The sequence below is a fragment of the Pseudomonas fluorescens Q2-87 genome (genome assembly GCF_000281895.1).
GTDB lineage: Bacteria > Pseudomonadota > Gammaproteobacteria > Pseudomonadales > Pseudomonadaceae > Aquipseudomonas > Aquipseudomonas fluorescens_S.
This window is the reverse complement of record NZ_CM001558.1, coordinates 427193-446626: the sequence shown is the minus strand read 5'-3', so window position 1 is coordinate 446626 and position 19434 is coordinate 427193. Positions and strand designations below refer to the sequence as shown.

The window sequence follows — 19434 nt, the reverse complement described above, 5'->3', positions numbered from 1 at the left end:
CACTGCCCAAGCAGGTCGGATATTTCACGCTGATGAATAGGCAAAAAAAGCGCGACCTCAGGGCCGCGCTTTTTTTTTTACGCCTGAACGTTATTGAGCCTGGGTCTCAGGGGTCGCTGCCGGTTTCGCCGCTGGCTTCTTCGCTGGCTCTGCCTTTTTCACCGGGGCCTTTGCCGGGGCTTTTTTAGCCGGGGTCTTGGCTGTCGATTTCTTCGGCGTGGCTTTGGCCGCTGCCTTTTTGGTCGGCTCGGCTTTTACCGGTGCCGCAGGTGCAGGTGGCGCAACCGGCGCTGGAGCGGGTACCGGCGCTGGGGCTGGGGCCGGAGTGGGCGCGACCGGCTCGGGGGCCTTGACCGGCTCCGGCTTCTTGTCGTCATCCGAGCCACCGAACAGATTGGTGAAGAAGTTGCCTTTCTTCGCCGCCACTGCACCGGCCGCTGCCGCCGTCGCGGCCGGAACGACCTTGGCTGGTTCGAACGACTTGCCCGCGGCCAGGTCTTCAACCTGGCTGGCTGCCCGCTGACCACTGCGCAGGGCGCCTTCAAGGGTGCCAGGGTAGAGGGTGTCGGTGTGCTCGCCGGCAAAGGCTACGCGCTGCAATGGTTTTTCCCACAGGCGCCAGTATTTGCTGATCTGGCCGGGACCAAAGGCCAGGTAGGCGCCGCCCATGGAGGGATCGGTGCTGTAGCGGCGGATTTCATAGCCGGTAAAGGCGCCACGGGCCTGTGGATAAAACGCGTGCAGGCGGATCAGCACCTGGTCGACCATCTGCTTGTCGCCGAAGGCCTGCATCACCCGGGCATTGTCGCCGGACAGGTTGATGACGACGTTGGCGCCGCCCTTCATGGCCGGCTCGATCCACATCATGCCCAGGCCTGCGTTGCTGTAGATCTCGCCCGACATGCGCGCCTTGCTGTCCCAGACCGGGGTCTTGAACTTGAGCATGATCTGGTCGCGCCAACCGTAGTTGGTGCCCTTGATCGCGCCTTGATGCTGGGCATCCAGGGCCGGCGTCAGTTGGATCTTGTTCAGGGCCCGCAAAGGCACGGCCAGCACCACATAGTCGGCCTGATAGCCAACGCTGCCGACCTTGACGGTCACGCCGTCCTTGTCCTGGTTAATGGCCGATACCGGCGAATTGGTCTTGATGGTTTTCAGTTGCTTGACGAACGCCTGGGCCAATACCGGGCTGCCACCGAGCAGGCGCGAGGCCCGCAGGTCGCGGTCGGCCACGCCACGATAGACCCGGCTCTGCTGTGCGAAATACAGCAGCGACAGGCGCGAAGGTTCGTCGTAGCGGGTGCGGATTTCCTGGTTGACCAGTTGTCGCGCAGTGGCCGGCAGTTGCAGGCGGTCGAGCCAGTTGGACACGGTGATCTGGTCCAAGGCATGCAAGGTGCTGTTGGCAGCCGGGTTCTGCGGGTCCTCGATGGAGCGCGCCAGGTCGTCCAGGGTAGTTTCGTAGCGCTTGATGGCTTCGGCGGTGGCTGGCTGCTTGGTCGCCAGGTCGGCGGCGGTGAAGTAGGTGCCGTCGATCAGGTAGCTGGGGGTACGCACGAATTCCGGTGCCGGCGTGGTGCTCAGCTTGAATGTGGAAACGTATTTGTTCAGCACCGGCTGGGTCTTGTCATTGCCGATCCACTCGCTGGTGGCCATGCCAGAGCGGCCGCCCAGGTCAGGCTTGGCTTCGAGCAGCGTCACCATCCAGCCCTTGTTCTGCAACTCGTAGGCTGCCGTGAGCCCCGCCAGTCCACCGCCGATGACGATGGCCGTCGGTTGTTTGTCCTTGGCCAGCGCCGAAACGCTGAACAGCCCTATCATCACCAGCGCACAGGCGCGCAGCCAACCAGCAGACATTCAACGAACTCCGGAATAAAACGTAGGAAATTTCAGTTATTGGAGCCAGGCGGCTCAGAGAACGGCGAAGAATACGTCAGCCATCAAAACGCCGCCAGCGACGTCTATCGCCTCGCCCAAAGTAGCTGGTACGACACAATGGGTTGTCCCCACGGCCGCCATTGCATAGGCTTGCGCGATTGTTTTGCCCGCGCCCGCCGCGAGCCGCCTCGAGGAGACTGTAAATGGGCCTGAATAACCAATGGATGCAACGGGATCTCGCAGTGCTGTGGCATCCCTGCACCCAGATGAAAGATCACGAACAGCTGCCGCTGATCCCCATCAAGCGCGGCGAAGGCGTGTGGCTGGAAGACTTCGAAGGCAAGCGCTACCTCGATGCCGTCAGCTCCTGGTGGGTCAACGTGTTTGGCCACGCCAACCCGCGCATCAACCAGCGGATCAAGGATCAGGTCGATCAGTTGGAACATGTGATCCTCGCCGGATTCAGCCATCAGCCGGTGATCGAACTGTCCGAGCGCCTGGTGAGGATGACGCCCGATGGCCTGACCCGATGCTTCTACGCCGATAACGGCTCGTCCTGCATCGAAGTGGCGATGAAGATGAGCTTCCACTACTGGATCAATCGCGGCCGGCCGGACAAGAAGCGCTTCGTCACCCTGAGCAACAGCTACCACGGCGAAACCATCGCGGCGATGTCGGTGGGCGACGTGCCGCTGTTTACCGAAACCTACAAGGCGCTGCTGCTCGATACCCTCAAGGTGCCTAGCCCCGACTGCTACCACCGCCCCGAGGGCATGAGCTGGGAGGAACACTCGCGCACGATGTTCGCCGCCATGGAGCAGACCCTGGCCGAACACCACGACACCGTCGCGGCAGTGATCGTCGAGCCGCTGATCCAGGGCGCGGGCGGTATGCGCATGTATCACCCGGTGTACCTGAAGCTGCTGCGCGAGGCCTGCGATCGCTACGGCGTGCACCTGATCCATGACGAAATCGCCGTGGGCTTCGGCCGCACCGGAACGATGTTCGCCTGTGAGCAGGCCGGCATCACGCCGGACTTCCTCTGCCTGTCCAAGGCCCTGACCGGCGGCTATCTGCCGCTGGCGGCGTGCGTGACCACCGATGAGGTCTACAACGCCTTCTACGATGACTATCCGACCCTGCGCGCCTTCCTGCATTCCCATAGCTACACGGGCAACCCGCTGGCCTGCGCGGCGGCCCTGGCGACGCTGGATATCTTCGAAGAAGACAACGTCATCGCAAACAACAAGGCCCTGGCCCAGCGCATGGCCAGCGCCACCGCGCACCTGGCCGACCATCCGAAGGTGTCCGAAGTGCGCCAGACCGGCATGGTCCTGGCCATCGAGATGGTCAAGGACAAGGCCAGCAAGACCGCCTATCCGTGGCAGGAGCGACGTGGCCTGACGGTGTTCCAGCATGCCCTGGAGCGCGGTGCGTTGCTGCGCCCGCTGGGCAGCGTGGTGTATTTCCTGCCGCCGTATGTCATCACGCCCGAGCAGATCGACTTCCTCGCCGAAGTGGCCAGCGAAGGCATCGACATCGCGACCCGGGACAAGGTCAGCGTGGCGGTGCCGAAGGACTTCCATCCGGGGTTCCGTGATCCAGGCTGACAGGCAATTCTCTGTGGCGAGGGAGCTTGCTCCCGCTGGGCTGCGAAGCGGCCCTAAAGAAGAGCGGGCGCTGCGCCCTGGAGCGCCAGCCCGGCCGAGCGGGAGCAAGCTCCCTCGCCACAAAAGCACCCTCGCCGCAATGTCGAATTCAGATTCAATAGAGAACTAAGCATGAGACTGTCCCGCTTCTTCATCGACGCCCCGCTGAGCCTCGGCGATCACGAGTTGCCCGAAGCCCAGGCCCATTACATCGGCCGTGTGCTGCGCATGGCCGAAGGCGATGCGGTGCAGGTATTCGACGGCTCCGGCCAGGAGTTTCGCGGCACGCTGGCCGAGGTCGGCAAGAAACGCGTGCGGGTGCAACTGGACGAGCAGTTCGCGGGGCAGGTTGAGTCGCCGCTGCATATCCACCTCGGCCAGGGTTTGTCGCGGGGCGAGCGCATGGATTGGGCCATTCAGAAAGCCACCGAACTGGGCGTCAGCGAGATCACGCCAATATTCAGCGAGCGCTGCGAAGTACGCCTCAAGGACGAGCGCGCCGATAAACGCCTGCTGCACTGGCGCCAGGTGGCAATCAGCGCCTGCGAGCAGTGCGGGCGCTCCACCGTGCCGCTGATCCATCCGCCGCTGCTGTTGGCCGATTGGCTGAAGCAGACCGAGGCCGAGCTGAAGCTGGTGCTGCACCCCGTCGCCGAACCGCTGGTCAGCCACGCCAAGCCGTCGACGCTGGCGTTCCTGATCGGCCCCGAGGGCGGCCTGTCGGATGCCGAAGTCGAACAGGCCAAGACTGCTGGCTACCACGCCGCCCGACTCGGCCCCCGCGTACTGCGCACCGAAACCGCGCCTGTGGTGGCGTTGGCAGTGGCGCAGCAGTTGTGGGGGGATTTCTAGTCATCGCAGGCTTCGCAGCCGCCGAAGATCACTCGTGGGAGCGGGCTTGCTCGCGAACGCGGTGTGTCAGCCAGCATAAATAGTGACTGACGCACCGCTTTCGCGAGCAAGCCCGCTCCCACAGTGGCCCCGTGGATATCCGGATGACTTACTGCACCGGATCACTCGTCGGCTTGGCAATGATCGCCTTCAACTCGCTGGTCATCGGGAATTCCAGGTTCAAGCCCTTGGGCGGGATCGGTTTCTGGAACCAACGGTCGTAGATGTCGTTGATCTCTCCCGACTTGTACAGATCCGCCAGGGTCGCGTTGACCAGCGCCAGCAATTGCGGGTCGTCCTTGCGCACCATGCAGCTGTAGATTTCCCGCGACTGCTCTTGGCCTACCACCACCCATTTGTGCGGATCACGGGCCTTGGCCCGCTCGCCATAGAGCAGCGCATCGTCCATGTAGAACGCCGCCGCACGCCCGGTTTCGAGCATCTGGAAGGCCTCGCCGTGGTCCTTGGCGCTGATGACGAACATGTCGAGCTTGTTGTCCTGGTTGTAGCTTTTCAGGAAGCGTTCATTGGTGGTCCCGGCGGTGGTTACCACGTTCTTGCCGCGCAGGTCGGCGAAGCTATTGATGCCACTGTCCTTGGCCGTCAGCAGTTGGCCCTTCACATAGATGAAGCCGTAGGAAAACGCCACCTGTTTCTGCCGCTCGGCGGTCACCCCGGTAGAGCCACACTCCAGGTCCACGGTGCCGTTTTGCACCAGCGGGATGCGGGTCTGGGAAGTGACCAGGTTGTATTTGACTTGCAGTTGCGGCAGCGCCAGTTGTTTCTGGATACGCTCGACGATCTTGCTCGCCAGGTCCACCGAGTAACCCATCGGCTTGCCGCTGCTGTCACCCACATAGGAAAACGGCACCGAAGCATCGCGATAACCCAAGGTAATGCTATGGGAGCTGGCGATTTTCTCCAGCGTGCCGCTCTGGGGCGCCTCATTGGCGTGGGCCTGGACAGTCAACAGCAGGCTCAGGGTGCAGCCGATCAACGTGATTTTTTGCATTGTTATTCTCCGTTGGGGGTGGGTCAGGCAACGCGGGGCGTGAGGCCCTGCAAATCGATGGAAGGCGGGCGTCGGCGGATCAGCTCGCTGAGCAAGCGGGCGCTGCCGCAGGCCAGGGTAAAACCCAAGGCGCCATGGCCGAGGTTGAGCCATAGGTTACGGTAGCCGGTGGCGCCGATCAGCGGTACGCCGCTGGGAGTGGCCGGGCGCATGCCGGCCCATTCGATCGCATGGGCATAATCCCCGGCCAGGGGAAAGGTCTCCACGGCCTGGCGTTTGATCAGGGCCAGGCGCTTGGGGTCCGGTGACGGGTCGAAACCAACGATGTCCACCATCGCCGCGACACGCAGCTGTTCGCCGATGCGCGCGTAGACCATCTTGCGGTCGTAGTCGGTGATGCTCAGCTCCGGCGCCCGATGCTGCGCGCCGATGGGCACGCTCAGGCTGTAGCCTTTGAGCGGGTAAAGCGGCATGCGCAAATCGGGCAACGCGAGCGCGGCGCTGCGGTGGCCGGCGGCGATCACCAAGTGCTCGACCGGCAACTGTTGTCCGTTCAATTCAACGGCCCGGACCGTTCCAGCGGCATGGTCAATGGCAGTCACCGGATGTCCCAACAGAAATTCGCAACGCCCCGACGCGCGCAGGCGGGCCGCCAATCGCTGACAAAAGGCGTGACAATCGGCGACTTCTTCATCCGGCGTATAGATCCCGCCCACGAACGGTACATCAGCCAGGGCCGGTTCCAGGCTCGCGCATTCAGCGGGGCCAAGCACTTGTTGATGAGCGCTGTCCGCCAGCCCTTGCCGCGCCCGCTGGAAATGCCCGGCGTCGCGGAACATCACCAGCTTGCCGTTGCGCCGCCAGTCGAAACCGTCGAGGCCGTCGTCTTCACGCCAACCCTGCAAGGTGGCTTGGCTCAACAGTGCCAGGCGCAGCAGGTGGCTGCCGTTGCGCCGGTTCACCGAGGTCCGGCAGGCACCGATGAACGCGGCCATCCAGCGCCACTGCGCCGGGTCCAGGCGCGGGCGCAGCTTGAGCGGCGAGTCCGTGCGCAGCATCCAGCCCAGCGCTTGCCAGGGCACGCCGGCATCCGCCAATGGGGCGACATAGCGGTAGGACAACTGCCCGCCATTGGCGAAACTGGTTTCGCTGCCCAGCGCAGCCCGGGCCTCCACCAACGTCACGTCGATGCCGTCGCGAACCAGCGCATAAGCCGTCGCCAAGCCGACCACGCCGCCGCCAATGATGCATACCCGCTGAACCATGTCCGCCTCACATCTGTTTCCGATAGGCGCAGATTAGGAGCAGGTGACAGTGCTCGAACAATGAATAAAGATAGCCCTCCTATAAACAAAGGTTATGGGCCCGTCATGCGCCTTCGCCACATCGAGATTTTCCAGGCCATCCGCCAGACCGGCTCCATCAGCGGCGCCGCGCAACTGCTGCACGTCTCGCAACCGGCGGTAAGCAAAGTGTTGCAGCATGCCGAGCAACAGCTGGGGTTCGCGCTGTTCCTGCGGGTGCGCGGCAAGTTGCAGGCCACGCCGGAAGCGCTGGAGCTGGAGCGTGAAGTCGACAAGGTTAGCGAAAGCCTGCAAGGCGTGCGACGGTTGGCCCAGAGCCTGCGCCGCGAGCCGGGGCACAGCCTGCGGATCGGCGCGACACCGGCCCTGGCCTTGTCGTTGATGCCGGCAGCGATCCACCAATGGACCCGCCGCTACCCGGACATCGCCTGTGAACTGTCCAGCGCTCACAGCCGCGAGCTGGTGCAAAACCTGTTGATGCGCGAAATCGACGTCGCCCTGACCCTGCAACCGCCCGAACACCCCGGGCTCAAGGCCCAGGCCCTGGCCAACGGCGTGCTGGTGGCCCTGGCGCCGAGCGGTTACTGGGGGGACGCGGCAGTGGGTCAGCCGATGCCGTTACAGGAGCTGGCCGGAGCACCGTTGATCGGTCTGTCCAGCGCCGACCCACTGTCGGCCAAGCTGGACGGTTATCTGAAGTCTGTGGAACCGCCGCCGCGCATCAGCATCTCCGTGCAGACGTATTCATTGGCCAGGGCGATGGTCGAGTCGGGTGCCGGGCTGGCGGTGATCGACCCGTTCACGGCCCTGGGCGCCTCGGACACCCTCACGGCGATCCGGCCGTTGTCGCCGCCGTTGCCCATTACCCTGTACGCCGTGACCCGGGCCAACGAGGCACCCGCCCATACCGTGGGCGCGTTGCTGGAAATCTTCGCCAGCCAGGCCCAGGCGCAACTTGATCGCCTGTTCGCGACCGCTCAGAGCACGTAGAACAGAATCGCCACGAAGTGCAGCAAACTGCCGGCCATGACAAACAGGTGCCAGATGCCATGGGCGTGGCGCAGCCGATGGTCGAGGGCAAAAAAGATGATGCCCACGGTGTACAGCACGCCGCCCGAGGCCAGCCAGGCAAACCCGGCACTGCCCAGGGCCGCCAGCAAGGGCTTGACCGCCACCAGCACGATCCAGCCCATCACGGCGTAGATCACGATCGACAGGATTCGCGCTTCGGAACGCGGCTTGATCTCCTGCAAGATTCCGATCAGCGCCAGGCCCCAGACGATCCCGAACAAGGTCCAGCCCCAGGGCCCGCGCAACGTTACCAGGCAGAACGGCGTGTAGCTGCCGGCGATCAGCAGGTAGATCGAAAAGTGATCGACCTTTTGCATGATCGCCTTTTTGCGCCCGCGCACGCTGTGGTAAACCGTCGAAGCGCTGTACAGCACCAGCAAAGTGAACCCGTAAATCGCCACACTGACGATCTTCCATGGATCGCCGGCCATCCCGGCAATCACCAGCAACCACACCGCGCCGATAAAAGCCGCCACCGCCCCGACCAGGTGCGTCCAGGCGTTGAGTCGTTCCCCGTGATACATCCCATCCCACCTCAATTTGCGAAACAGGCGCCAAGGCTCAGGCTTGGCGCTGCAAAGTGCAATGGTTTGCTCAAGCTACCTAACATTCAAGAGCGTGAGGTCTCTGTGGCGAGGGAGCTTGCTCCCGCTGGGTCGGTCCGACGTTTCGGGCGCAGCCGCCCTAAAAATCTGTGAGCGCTGCGCACTCAAGCGGGAGCAAGCTCCCTCGCCACGGTTATTTCCTCACCGCAAGAGTCGGTTGGGGCACAATCAGGCCATACGAATAAGAGCCTGCCCCATGTTGATCGACGAAGAATTGACCCTGAAGAAACTCGAGGTGTTCCTGGCTTTCATGCGCACCGGCAACCTGGCGCGGGCGGCGGCGGAGTTGCAGACCAGCAACGTCAGCGTGCACCGGGCCATCCATTCGCTGGAAAGCGCCCTGCGTTGTCCGCTGTTCAAGCACGAAGGCCGCAACCTCACGCCGCTGGAAAGCGCCTATGTGCTGGAGGAACGGGCGCAGAAACTGATCCAGGACGTGGTCGAAAGCGTGCGCCTGACCCGCGAAGCCGCCGGTTTTTCCGCCGAGCGCTTCAAGCTCGGCTCGCTGTATTCGCTGACGGTCAAGACCGTACCCCAATTGATCATGGGCCTGAAGATTCGCCGCAGCGAACTCAATATCGACCTGATCATGGGCTCGAACATCGACCTGTTGTACAAGCTCAAGAACATGGAAGTCGACGCGATCCTGGTGTCGCTGGACGACAGCGTCAACGACCCTGACTGCGAGCACATTGCGCTGTTTTCCGATGATATTTTCCTTGCCACGCCAGCCGATTCACCCTTCGCCCAGCGGACCGAAGTGGACCTGGCCGAAGTGCGGGACGAGACGTTCATCACCCTGACCCAGGGCTTCGCCACGCACCAGGACGGCGTCCGTGTTTTCAAACAGGCAGGGTTCGAGCCGAAAGTGGCGATGCAGGTCAACGATATCTTCACCCTGCTGAGCATGGTCAGCTCCGGGGTCGGTTATGCGTTACTGCCGGGGCGGATTGCGGCGGTGTATGAAAACCGGGTGAAACTGATCCCGTTGCAGGAAAAGTACCGGCTGCAACAGCACATCGGCGTGGTATTCCTGAAGGCCAAGGAGCGCGATCCGAACCTGCTGGCGCTGTTGGCCGAGTGCCGAATGTATGCCAATCGCCAGGCTTGAGATCTTGTGGCGAGGGAGCTTGCTCCCGCTGGGCTGCGCAGCAGCCCCAAAAGAGCGGGCGCTGCGCACCCGAGCGGGAGCAAGCTCCCTCGCCACCCTAAGCAATGCCGCTTAACCGACAATTCCGCGAACAATGAAGTAGAGCAACGACGGCCCCAGCAGGCACCCAAGCCCGGTATGGAAGGTCGCCGTCAACGCGCCATACGGCACCAGCCGCCGATCCGTCGCCGCCAAGCCTGCCGTCACGCCGCTCACCGTACCGGCCAGACCACCGAACACCATGGCCGAGCGTGGGTTATCCAGGCCCATCCAGCGAGCCGCCATGGGAGTGCCGACCATGACGATGATCGCCTTGATCAAGCCGGTCGCAATGGACAGCGCCATCACATCCGACGTGGCGCCAATCGCCGCACCAGTCACAGGCCCGACAATGTAGGTCACCGCGCCCGCGCCGATGGTGGTCATGCTGACCGCATCGCGATACCCGAACACCCAGGCAATGCTTGCGCCGACGATGAACGGCAGGATCGTGCCCAGCAGCAGCGCGATGGCCCCGATCATCCCGGCCTTTTTCGCTTCGGTGGCCTGCACCTCGAACGCCGTGGCGACGATGGCGAAGTCCCGCAGCATGGCGCCGCCCATCAAGCCAATGCCGGAAAACAGCGACAGGTCCGCCAGGCCTTTCTGCCCGCCAGTCATGGTTCCGCCCACCCAGGCCAGCACCAGGCCGATGACAATGGCAATTGCCGAGCCATGGACCCGCCCATAGGTCAGGCGCTTGGACAGCACCACCGACACCCACATGATTATGCCGACGAAGGCAAACGCCGTGACCAGGCCGTTATGTTCCAGGCCGCTCTTTATGAGATCCCACATATCAGCGGCCTCCTACTGGCGTGCCAAGCGGCGTGACTTCAGCTGGCTCATCGGGCAAGGGTTCGCCTTTGTGCGTCCGGCTGATCAGCGCGATGGTGCAGCCACAGAGCACCACCGAACCGATGGCCGCCAACACCGCCACCGGGCCGCCATGCAGGGCGGTAACGACGTTCTGTTGCGCGGCCATCGCAACCACCACGGGGATGTACATGGCGCCCCAGAAGGCGACGCCCATTTCGCAGTCCTTGGTCATGCCGCCGCGCTTTTGTGTCCATAGCCGCGCGCAGATCAGCAGGATCATCGCGATGCCGACCCCACCCACATTGGATTTGACGCCCAGCAATACCCCGAGCATGTCGCCCAGGATCACCCCTGTCAGCGTACAAATCGCCAACAGCGCCACACCGTAAATAATCATTGTCGTAGTCCTCAAAGTGCATCGTCGAAGTTGTTGTTTTTGTGCTTCGCCAGCTTGAGTCGGTGTCTAGGGTTGGCGGTTTCCCTCCTCACGCAACAGCGTTTGCAAGGTGTCGAGCCGCGCACCGTCGAAGGCAATCACGGTGCCCTGCTCGAACACCCGGCGCGCCAGCCCGGTGAGTACCGCACCGGGCGGCAGTTCGATTTGTAGCCGCACACCTCGCTCGTAGGCGCTTTGTACCGTGCCGCGCCAATCGACGACACGGCACATGTTGAATGCCAGGTCGTCGCGCAAGGCTTCGACGTCAACCACCGGCCGGGCGCGGCTGCCACTGAGGTAGCCCAGCGTGGGCCTCGCCATCGGCACGCTGGCAAAGGCTTGGGCCAATGCCCGGGCCGGCGCTTGCAGTAACGGACAATGGGACGGCACGCTCACCGCCAGACGGCACGCCCTGGCCGCGCCCTGGTTTCGTGCCTGCCCGGCAACGATACCCATCGCCTCGTCGCTGCCGGCAATGACGATCTGGTTGTCCGCGTTGATGTTGGCCAGGTAGACCGGCGTCCTGTCGCTGTGCACCTGCGCCAGCAAGCTCTCTACAGTCGCGAGATCGAGGCCGATGATCGCGGTCATGCCATAGCCGTTGGGATACGCCTGCTGCATCAGCTCGCCACGCAGGCTCACCAATCGCAACGCATCATCGAACCCCAGCGCACCGGCCACTACCGCCGCCGGATACGCCCCGATGGACAGGCCCGTGACGTAGTCCGGCGCAGGTGCCTGCTCCAACAATCGACGGGCCCCGGCGACACCGGCGATCAACAGACATAACTGCACGGCACGGGTCGATTGCAACGCCTTGGCGCTGTCCAGCTGCAATACATCTTCGCCAAGCACATCACTTGCCTCGGCCAGGATCTGCGGCGCCAAGCCATGGAGCATGCCCGCTCGCTGCGCGCCCTGGCCGGGAAACACGAACAGGCTGCTCACGCCACCGACTCCAACGACGACTGCCAGGGATCGATCACCAGCCGGGCGCATACATCATCCTTGAGCAAGACCTGGTGCGACGATCCTGCCCACTCGCGAAGGGCAACGGCGCCCAAAGGCGTCTGCAATTGCATATCCACAGCACACCCCACGGCGTCCAGTTGCGCTAGCAGTTCCCGGGCCCGGTCGCGGCCCAACGGCTGTGGCGTGCGCAGGATCAGGTCCAGGTCGCTGTGTTCATGCAGTGCCTCGCTGCCGCTGGCGAGCTCAAAACCGGCGCTGCCGCTGACACCCCAGGCCCAGCCGCTGGCGTCGAGCAATGGCCGCAGCCGGGCCAACGCCTGCAACGCCGGCAAATTGCGTGTCGACTCGACATGACCAAGCGCTTCCGGCGCTACGCGGCGCGACACCACAGCCATCGACATCGTCGTGGCATAACGTTGCTCGCGCTGGCGCCCGCGTATCCCGACCGCCACATGGCCCGGCGCCGCCAGCGCGCGGCGGACCACCACAGGCTGCCCGGCGCGGATCGACTCCACCGCCCACACCGGCGCATCCGCCGGCAACTGCTGCGCGGTCATGCCCCAGAGCAGGTCATGGGCCAGGAATCTGCTCACCATTGTTCCCTCAACAGTTGGCGAACCTGGCTCGACGCGGCGCGATGGGACGCGCCCAGTCGGCTGCTCAAGTCCCGCGGCGCCCCGGCAATCTCATCGATGGCCTGGTGCAGACAATCGGTCACTCGCGCCAAGTCCGCCATCGTCGGCTGCTCGATCTGCTCCACCGACAGGGTTTCCCAGAGCAGCCCCAGGCTGGCAAAGCTGTCGATGTCATAGGCCATCGGCGGCACGCTGGTGGCCAGGGCTTCCAGTTCCTCGACGCTGCGCAAGGTCACCCGCGCCGCCGAGGCCTTGCCCATGGCATGGACCATCACACCCGGGTCGCGCAATGCGATCAATCGATTGGCCTGGTAGCCGTGGGCCAGGAACGCCCCGGACATCGCCTTGCCCACCAGCAAACCGATCACCGGATGCCCGGCAAGCCGCGCACGGGCATAGCTGTCTGCCGCGCCGGCCAGTGCCTGGTGAATGCCGAGGGCTTCCTCCCGGCGGCCATAGGCCTGGCTCGGCACATCGACAATGGCCACCAATGCCCGCTTGTGGGGGGCATCGCGGTCGGCCTCGATGGCGTCGTCCACGGCTTTGGCCAGGCCCCAGCCTTCGAGCAAACCGACTTCGCCATTGCGCGCACGAGGAAAGCGGCCGTCGGGATCAGCCACCACCGCCAGTAGGCGCACGTTCAGCCCAGCCAATTCGAGGTCAGCGACTTTCAACGAAGCGGGCAATCCTTCCAGCGGTTTGGCGCCGCCGCTCAAGGCCTCAAACCAGCGCAAGCCTCTCAACGAATATGAAGTCATGGGCGTTCTCCCTGATACAGCTGGCGAACCGCGGCCGGTTCGATTTGCACCTTTGTGTCCAACCGCGCCAAGCGCTGCAAGAACAGTTCGGCTTGGCCGCTGCGGTGTTCGGCCGGAACGCCCGCATGCAGCAACTGGCTGACCTGCGTGCGGATCTGCGCCACATCGTCAGCCGAATAACGGTCCACCAGACCGGTGGCAAAGCGCTGTTCGCCGCCGGTCAGGCTCCAGATGAATGGCCGGTCGCGAGAATCGTATTCGTCGAGCCCGGCCTCCTGTTCGATCACTTGCGGGCCGTTCAGGCCCAGCCGCGCTTCCTGGGTCACCAGCAGATAACTGCACAACCCGGCGGCGATGGACATGCCGCCAAAGCAGCCGACGCTGCCGGCCACTACGCCAACCACTGGCTGATACTGGCGCAGATCGACAATCGCCGAATGAATGTCGGCGATGGCAGCCAGCCCGAGATTGGCCTCTTGCAAGCGCACCCCGCCGGTTTCCAGCAGCAATACGGCACGGGTCGGAACGCCGTTGCGGTTGTCCTCGGCGGCCAGTTCCAGCGCGCCGGCAATCTTTGCCCCGCCGACTTCGCCGAGGCTGCCGCCCTGGAATGCGCCTTCAATGGCGGCGATCACCACCGGCAGGCCATCGATGCGGCCCTTGGCAATCACCACACCGTCGTCGCTTTGCGGCACCACGCCCTGGCGCAACAGCCACGGCGAGATGATTCGCTGGAACGGGTCGAGCAGTTCGCGAAACGTACCCTCGTCGAGCAGGGCCTTGGCCCGTTGCCGGGCACCGAGTTCGACAAAGCTGTGCTTGTTGAGCAGCGCTGCACTGTCAGTCATGGCCGATCTCCTCGAAGCCTTGCTCCAGGCGCAAACGCACCACGCCAGGGGTCGCGCCGAAGTCGTGGATGTCGATGGCCAGGGCCGGCGGCGTCTGGCCATCGAACATGCGGGCGAACAGATGTTCCCAACGTTGTTGGCTGCCGTTGACCGAGGTTTGCACCTGGATGGTCAGCTTGCCTGCCAGCCCGGGTTCGATCAGCACTTCCAGGTCGCCCGAGCCAACACAGCCCACCAGCGCCCGACCCCGTGGCGGCTGCCCGGCGGGGAATTCAAAGGATAAGGTTTCCATCAGCACACTCCAGGGAAGAGGCCATCGCCGCGTTCTATGCGGTCGAGAAACAGGCAGGCGGCGAGCAGGTCGGCGGCGCCACCGGGCGAGGCGTTCAAGGCAATCAGTTGTTGGTCCAGCGCATGCAGTTGGCGACGACCGCCCAGGCTCGCACTGCCACCGGCATCGAGCACCGCTTTGGCGCCTTGTTGCATGGCCTGCAAGCCCGGCTCGCCGGCGCGGTAGAGCACACAGGTATCGGCCAGGGTGGTCATGATCGCCAGCAAGGCATCGAGCCGGGCGTTCTGCTCACCGGCACCCGCCGCGCGGCTGCGCTTGAGCTGCGGCAGGCCCAGGCCGGTGACTGCCGGAAAAGCCAGCTGCGCTTCTTCACGGGCGCCGCGCACGCCGTAGCGCTGCGTGACCTGGGCGCCATGGCTCATGGGTTGCGGCGCATAGCGGTCGTTGAGCAAGGCCAGGCGCGCAGCACGAACAGTGACTGCGCCGGCGCCGCAGGATTGAGGTTCCAGCGCCACCGCCGCCACCAGCAAGCCCAAGGCCCAAATCGCGCCACGGTGAGTATTCACGCCGCCCGTGGTGACGAGCATTGCGGCCTCACCCTCGCGGCCGATCCGTCCGAGGGCTTCGCGCAACGGCAAGCCGATCTCAGCGCACTCGACAGCCGCTTCGGCCATTGCCTTGAACGCCGGCCACAGCGACAGCGCCGAGGCGTGCATCAGGCCCAGGTGCAAATCCGTATGGGCGCCGCTGCCACGCCGATCCACCAGCGCCGGTTTGGGCGAGAGGTCGGCTTCGTCGATCAGCGCGTCCACCGCTACGTCAGCCAGGCGCTCGGCCAGGGACAGTTTTGCAGGTTGCAGGTTGTAGGCGTGCATTTACCAACTCCTGAACTTGGCGGGCGGGTTGTAGAGGCCACCGGACCATTCCACCAGGTCGGCCACACTTTTGGCGGCAAGCAGCTCGCGGGTGGCGTCGGTGCGGCGGATGCCGAGGTCTTCGGGCAAGGCGATCAGCCCTTCGCGGCGCATGCGCGCGGTGTCTTTCGGGTCGTGGCGCAGGCCGATAGCGGTGACACCGGCCACCGCCGCGATCATCGCCTGGCGTTCCTCCAGGGAACGAGCCTTGTACAAATAAGCGATGCCTTCTTCGGTGAGCAAATGGGTGACGTCATCGCCGTAGATCATGATCGGCGCCAGGGGCATGCCGGCTTTCTTCGCCACCTCCACCGCATCGAGGGTCTCGACGAAGGTCGGTTTGCCGCCCTCCTGGAAGGTCTCGACCATCTGCACCACCAGTTTCTTGCCACGCTCCAGCAAGGGCGCCTCGCCGTCACCGTGGCGCATGTCGAGCCACGCCGGCGTGCCATGACGGCGACCGCGTGGGTCGTGGCCCATGTTCGGCGCACCACCGAAACCGGCCAGTCGGCCACGGGTCACGGTGGAGGAATGACCGTCGCCATCCACTTGCAGCGTCGCCCCAATGAACAGGTCCACCGCGTATTGCCCCGCCAATTGGCAGACCATGCGGTTGGAACGCAGCGAGCCGTCGCGCCCCGTGAAGAACACGTCCGGCCGGGCGGCGATGTAGTGTTCCATGCCCAATTCGGTGCCGAAGCAATGCACGCTTTCCACCCAGCCGCTTTCGATGGCCGGGATCAAGGTCGGGTGCGGGTTGAGCGTCCAGTTGCGGCAGATCTTGCCCTTCAAACCGAGAGATTCGCCGTAGGTCGGCAGGATCAGTTCGATGGCGGCGGTGTTGAAACCGATGCCGTGGTTGAGAGACTGGACGTTGTGTTTTTCGTAGATCCCACGGATCGCCATCATCGCCATCAGCACATGCACAGGCTTGATGTGGCGCGGGTCGCGGGTGAACAACGGTTCGATGTAGAACGGCCTGTCGGCCACCACCACGAAATCGACCCAGGACGCCGGGATATCCACCCGGGGCAAGTCACTGACGTCATCCACCAACTGGTTGACCTGGACGATGACGATGCCGTCGCTGAAGGCCGCCGGTTCGATCAGTGCCGGGGTGTCTTCGGTGCTGGGGCCGGTGTAGATATTGCCGGCGCGGTCGGCCATGAACCCGGCCGAGAGCACCACGTTGGGAATCAGGTCCACCACCAACCGGGCATAGAGCTCGATGTAAGTGTGGATCGCGCCGACTTCCAGCAGGCCATCTTCCAGCAACTGGCTGATGCGCAGGCTCTGGGTACCGGCGAAGGAGAAATCCAGCTTGCGGGCGATGCCGCGTTCGAACAGATCCAGGTGCTCGGACCGGCCGACACTGGGCATGATCATGTGTAAATCGTGCAGCTTCGAAGGGTCGGCTTTCGCCAGTGAGCGGGAGAGAAAATCCGCCTGCTTCTGGTTGTTGCCCTCCAGCACCACACGATCGCCAGGCAGGATCAACGCCTCCAGCGCCGCAACGATCTTGTCGGTGGGCAACACCACACCGTCGGCAAGCCCCTTCACCAGCTCGAGACGCCGCTGCTTCTCGCCGCGCCGCCGCGTCCAGCGCGAGTCGGGGGATATTGTTGTTGTCATGACCACTCCACGGGTTCGCTGTCGTGGGGGTTACCTTAGGAGCGTCGTGGCAGATGCATCAATCAAGCTCGGAGGCGAATCGTTACGGTTGGAGTAATGGTTGGAAAAACGGACCCAGCCCCCTGTGGGAGCGAGCTTGCTCGCGATGGCGTTTGATCAATCGATATGATGTTGGCTGACACACTGCTATCGAGAGCAAGCTCGCTCCCACAGGGGGATGGATTGGAAGTTTGCGGCGGCCACCATGGGTCAACTCAACATCATCAATTGCCGGACCCGTTCGAGCAGTTCTACCGCACTCTCAATCAGTTGGGTAAGAAGCGCATCATCTTCATCCATGTACCCCTCGTACTCGGCAAGGTTGCGCCGCTCATGGCATAGGGCGAATAGCCGGACCTGCACTTTGGTGACATCCGCCGTATGAACCAGACACTGAAAGACCAGATAACGTTTGTCCGAACGATAGCCGCTCAACCGTAGCGCCGTAAGGGCGGCGGCATGAGCGGCGTTGTACGCCAGGTCGAATCGACTGGCAAACGAAAGAGACACTGTTTGCGCATCTTTCAGGCGGTCCATTGCAGAACGCATCAAGCCCTCGCATTCCTGGCGATCCGGCGGTTCTGCTTTGAGGCTGCCGCTACGTAACAGATTTTCCAGACTTTCCTGCTTGCCCATCCTTGGACTCCAAAGGGTCTTCACCCAGCAAGTTGATCTTGTCCTGCCGCGCTACCCGCACCACGAAGCTGTTACCCGCCGCAAATTTTGCAGCCCAGTCCTGGGGCGTGTAGAGCGTAGGGTTAAGAGGACGGCCCAGTTGCTCTTCCAGAGGCATAAGCCGCTCCATCACTTCACTGTAATGCAGGCCTTCGCCGATCAGCATGAGATCTATGTCACTGGATGCGTTCGCCTGGCCTTTGGCGATGGAGCCGTAGACGAACGCCCAACTCAACTGCCTGGAAAACGGCTCCAAGGCTTGGCGTAACGGCTCGGCTATCCCCATGGTTTTTTGAACGATGCCCAACAGTTCCGCGTAGATCGGGCAGTGCATATTGGCTTGGTAATGGGTTTGATTGCCCTGACGAGTCATCAGCAAAATCCCTGAGTTTTGCAAACGCTCCAGCTCCCGCATGAGACTGCCCTTGCCAACTTGAGCCCAGCGAGCAATTTCATTGGCATAGAAACTTCGATCCGGTTTACCGAACAATAGGCCCAGGACCCGTTGCTGAGTGGCCGTGAACAAGGCATCGCTTAGAGAGAGGTGATTCATGGCAAAGGCTATAAGTCCCAAAAAGGGAACGATAGGTCCCTTTTTGGGACTTATCAAGTTGGGATTGGCATTAAACGTAGCGCCCGGCCTTTTTGGGAGAGACAGGGGTATGTGGTTGGGTTCGAATTCTGTAGCGAGGGGATTTATCCCCGTTGGGCTGCGCAGCAGCCGTACCCTGAGCAGTCCGACATTCCGAGAACTCAGGCTTGGGGGCCGCTGCGCGGCCCAACGGGGATAAATCCCCTCGCCACAAAAACGCGTTCAACTTTAGCGCGGGTCGACAATATCCAGCGCCCGATTGGCCAGCAACTGACTGAGTTCGATCATCTGCTGGATGCCCAGGGCAAAATGCCGGGGCGAACCCTCAAGGTCGAAAGCCAGCTCGTTGAGCATGACATTGGCGGAGGCGAGGGTTTCGCTGAGGTTGGCCAGGAGGCATTCGCTGTCGAGGTCATCCACGACAGTGAACAGTTGGCCTGGAGGTTGTTTCTTTTGGGTTTGAGGTTTGGGGTCGAGATAGAAGCTCAGGGCACGTTCGGCGGCTTCATCAAGCTTTTGCGGATCAAGGCCGGCGTGGGCTGATGAGGGGTCGGTTTCGGGGGGATTGGGGGTGACCTTGAACATAGGGTGACACTCCGTTTACTGGTTGGAGCTGCCACTTTCGTTTCCAAGCGAATGGGTGGCAGCCGTACGCAGGTTGGAAAACCGGGGTAAACGAGCCCGGCAGACCCGAAGGTCTCCCGCGCACAGCCGCCATAACGAAAGCAAGGTCAAAAAACGGCCGTCAGCATACGTTATGAAGGGCGCTTTTGCGCCGTCTACTTCGGGTTTCCAAGCCCGATCGCTGAATTTGCAGCGACAGGAAAAGGTTAGCGACAGCCCTTCCCACCCGGCAACCGCCAGAGTTCGTCGGAAAAATCTGCTTGAGTCAGGAAGTTTGTCCGACCATTCCCACAACCTTGGTCGGCTGTCAGGCCGCCATCGCGAGCAAGCTCGCTCCCACAAAGGTTTTTGGTCGTTTATAAGATCAGTGTCCACCGCCAATCTTATGGGAGCAAAGCTTGGTCGCGATAGCGGCTCTGCTTACATCAATACTGAATGTGCCGCCTTCGCGGGCAAGCCCGCTCCCACATTGGAATTGAGTACACCCGGGCGAAACAGGCCGGCTATAAGGCCGCCTCGCGCCGGACGTTGATCTCGGCGCCCCGTTAACCACGCTGGCCGAGCCTAGGCGAGGCACCGAGTGGTGGGGCAGAAGCGCT

General features: G+C 63.0%; 20 protein-coding genes. 4 read left to right on the top strand and 16 right to left on the bottom strand.

Going from position 1 to position 19434, the window contains the following annotated elements; genetic code table 11:
* Window positions 1–90 precede the first annotated feature (90 nt).
* Complete coding sequence (locus PFLQ2_RS25295) at window positions 91–1857, bottom strand: flavin monoamine oxidase family protein (protein WP_003177528.1); 1767 nt, start codon at window positions 1855–1857, stop codon at window positions 91–93.
* 224 nt (window positions 1858–2081) lie between these two features.
* Between PFLQ2_RS25295 and PFLQ2_RS25300 the strand changes: the two genes are divergently transcribed.
* Together PFLQ2_RS25300 and PFLQ2_RS25305 are read left to right on the top strand one after the other, a co-directional pair.
* Window positions 2082–3488 (top strand): adenosylmethionine--8-amino-7-oxononanoate transaminase, encoded by a 1407-nt coding sequence (locus PFLQ2_RS25300; protein ID WP_003177527.1) that lies wholly within the window; start codon window positions 2082–2084, stop codon window positions 3486–3488.
* 171 nt (window positions 3489–3659) lie between these two features.
* Window positions 3660–4379, top strand: a complete 720-nt coding sequence (locus PFLQ2_RS25305) for a 16S rRNA (uracil(1498)-N(3))-methyltransferase (RefSeq protein WP_003177526.1) — start codon at window positions 3660–3662, stop codon at window positions 4377–4379.
* Window positions 4380–4527: 148 nt separating this feature from the next.
* Here the strand turns inward: PFLQ2_RS25305 and PFLQ2_RS25310 are convergent, their stop codons facing one another.
* On the bottom strand, window positions 4528–5430 hold the full coding sequence (locus tag PFLQ2_RS25310) for a transporter substrate-binding domain-containing protein (protein ID WP_003177525.1): 903 nt from the start codon (window positions 5428–5430) through the stop codon (window positions 4528–4530).
* A gap of 23 nt (window positions 5431–5453) precedes the next feature.
* Window positions 5454–6695 carry a D-amino acid dehydrogenase gene (locus PFLQ2_RS25315; RefSeq protein WP_003177524.1) on the bottom strand — a complete coding sequence of 414 codons (1242 nt, stop codon included), beginning with the start codon at window positions 6693–6695 and terminating at the stop codon, window positions 5454–5456.
* A gap of 105 nt (window positions 6696–6800) precedes the next feature.
* Between PFLQ2_RS25315 and PFLQ2_RS25320 the strand changes: the two genes are divergently transcribed.
* Window positions 6801–7724, top strand: coding sequence for a LysR family transcriptional regulator (locus PFLQ2_RS25320; RefSeq protein WP_003177523.1), 924 nt, complete (start codon window positions 6801–6803; stop codon window positions 7722–7724).
* Here PFLQ2_RS25320 and trhA read toward each other — a convergent pair.
* Window positions 7712–8329, bottom strand: a complete 618-nt coding sequence (trhA, locus tag PFLQ2_RS25325) for a PAQR family membrane homeostasis protein TrhA (protein WP_003177522.1) — start codon at window positions 8327–8329, stop codon at window positions 7712–7714. The two genes, PFLQ2_RS25320 and trhA, sit on opposite strands and share 13 nt — an antisense overlap.
* A 277-nt stretch (window positions 8330–8606) precedes the next feature.
* On the opposite strand from trhA, the gene PFLQ2_RS25330 reads away from it, so the two are divergent.
* Window positions 8607–9521, top strand: a complete 915-nt coding sequence (locus PFLQ2_RS25330; RefSeq protein ID WP_003177521.1) for a LysR family transcriptional regulator — start codon at window positions 8607–8609, stop codon at window positions 9519–9521.
* Window positions 9522–9632: 111 nt separating this feature from the next.
* Here PFLQ2_RS25330 and madM read toward each other — a convergent pair whose 3' ends face one another.
* The 12 genes from madM to PFLQ2_RS25390 all read right to left on the bottom strand — a co-directional run bounded on the left by madM (window position 9633) and on the right by PFLQ2_RS25390 (window position 18796).
* The gene (gene madM / locus PFLQ2_RS25335; protein WP_003177520.1) at window positions 9633–10397 is read right to left on the bottom strand and encodes a malonate transporter subunit MadM; all 765 of its coding nucleotides are present in this window, start codon (window positions 10395–10397) and stop codon (window positions 9633–9635) included.
* Window position 10398: 1 nt separating this feature from the next.
* The gene (gene madL / locus PFLQ2_RS25340; protein WP_033045882.1) at window positions 10399–10815 is read right to left on the bottom strand and encodes a malonate transporter subunit MadL; all 417 of its coding nucleotides are present in this window, start codon (window positions 10813–10815) and stop codon (window positions 10399–10401) included.
* A 66-nt stretch (window positions 10816–10881) separates the two neighbouring features.
* Window positions 10882–11802, bottom strand: a complete 921-nt coding sequence (mdcH, locus tag PFLQ2_RS25345) for a malonate decarboxylase subunit epsilon (protein ID WP_003177518.1) — start codon at window positions 11800–11802, stop codon at window positions 10882–10884.
* On the bottom strand, window positions 11799–12422 hold the full coding sequence (locus PFLQ2_RS25350) for a malonate decarboxylase holo-ACP synthase (protein ID WP_033045881.1): 624 nt from the start codon (window positions 12420–12422) through the stop codon (window positions 11799–11801). The genes mdcH and PFLQ2_RS25350 overlap by 4 nt, the downstream gene beginning before the upstream one ends.
* Window positions 12416–13219 (bottom strand): biotin-independent malonate decarboxylase subunit gamma, encoded by an 804-nt coding sequence (gene mdcE / locus PFLQ2_RS25355; protein WP_003177516.1) that lies wholly within the window; start codon window positions 13217–13219, stop codon window positions 12416–12418. Before mdcE ends, PFLQ2_RS25350 begins: the two co-directional genes overlap by 7 nt.
* The gene (locus PFLQ2_RS25360; protein ID WP_003177515.1) at window positions 13216–14067 is read right to left on the bottom strand and encodes a biotin-independent malonate decarboxylase subunit beta; all 852 of its coding nucleotides are present in this window, start codon (window positions 14065–14067) and stop codon (window positions 13216–13218) included. Before PFLQ2_RS25360 ends, mdcE begins: the two co-directional genes overlap by 4 nt.
* Entirely contained in the window at window positions 14060–14359 is a 300-nt protein-coding gene (locus PFLQ2_RS25365; RefSeq protein ID WP_003177514.1) for a malonate decarboxylase subunit delta, read from the bottom strand. Before PFLQ2_RS25365 ends, PFLQ2_RS25360 begins: the two co-directional genes overlap by 8 nt.
* Window positions 14359–15234, bottom strand: a complete 876-nt coding sequence (locus PFLQ2_RS25370) for a triphosphoribosyl-dephospho-CoA synthase (RefSeq protein WP_003177513.1) — start codon at window positions 15232–15234, stop codon at window positions 14359–14361. Before PFLQ2_RS25370 ends, PFLQ2_RS25365 begins: the two co-directional genes overlap by 1 nt.
* Entirely contained in the window at window positions 15235–16905 is a 1671-nt protein-coding gene (gene mdcA, locus PFLQ2_RS25375) for a malonate decarboxylase subunit alpha (RefSeq protein ID WP_003177511.1), read from the bottom strand. It abuts the gene before it with no gap.
* 249 nt (window positions 16906–17154) lie between these two features.
* The gene (locus PFLQ2_RS25380; RefSeq protein WP_003177510.1) at window positions 17155–17580 is read right to left on the bottom strand and encodes a hypothetical protein; all 426 of its coding nucleotides are present in this window, start codon (window positions 17578–17580) and stop codon (window positions 17155–17157) included.
* Window positions 17543–18172 carry a nucleotidyltransferase domain-containing protein gene (locus PFLQ2_RS25385; RefSeq protein ID WP_003177508.1) on the bottom strand — a complete coding sequence of 210 codons (630 nt, stop codon included), beginning with the start codon at window positions 18170–18172 and terminating at the stop codon, window positions 17543–17545. Before PFLQ2_RS25385 ends, PFLQ2_RS25380 begins: the two co-directional genes overlap by 38 nt.
* 267 nt (window positions 18173–18439) lie before the next feature.
* The gene (locus tag PFLQ2_RS25390; RefSeq protein ID WP_003177507.1) at window positions 18440–18796 is read right to left on the bottom strand and encodes a DUF6124 family protein; all 357 of its coding nucleotides are present in this window, start codon (window positions 18794–18796) and stop codon (window positions 18440–18442) included.
* Window positions 18797–19434 lie beyond the last annotated feature (638 nt).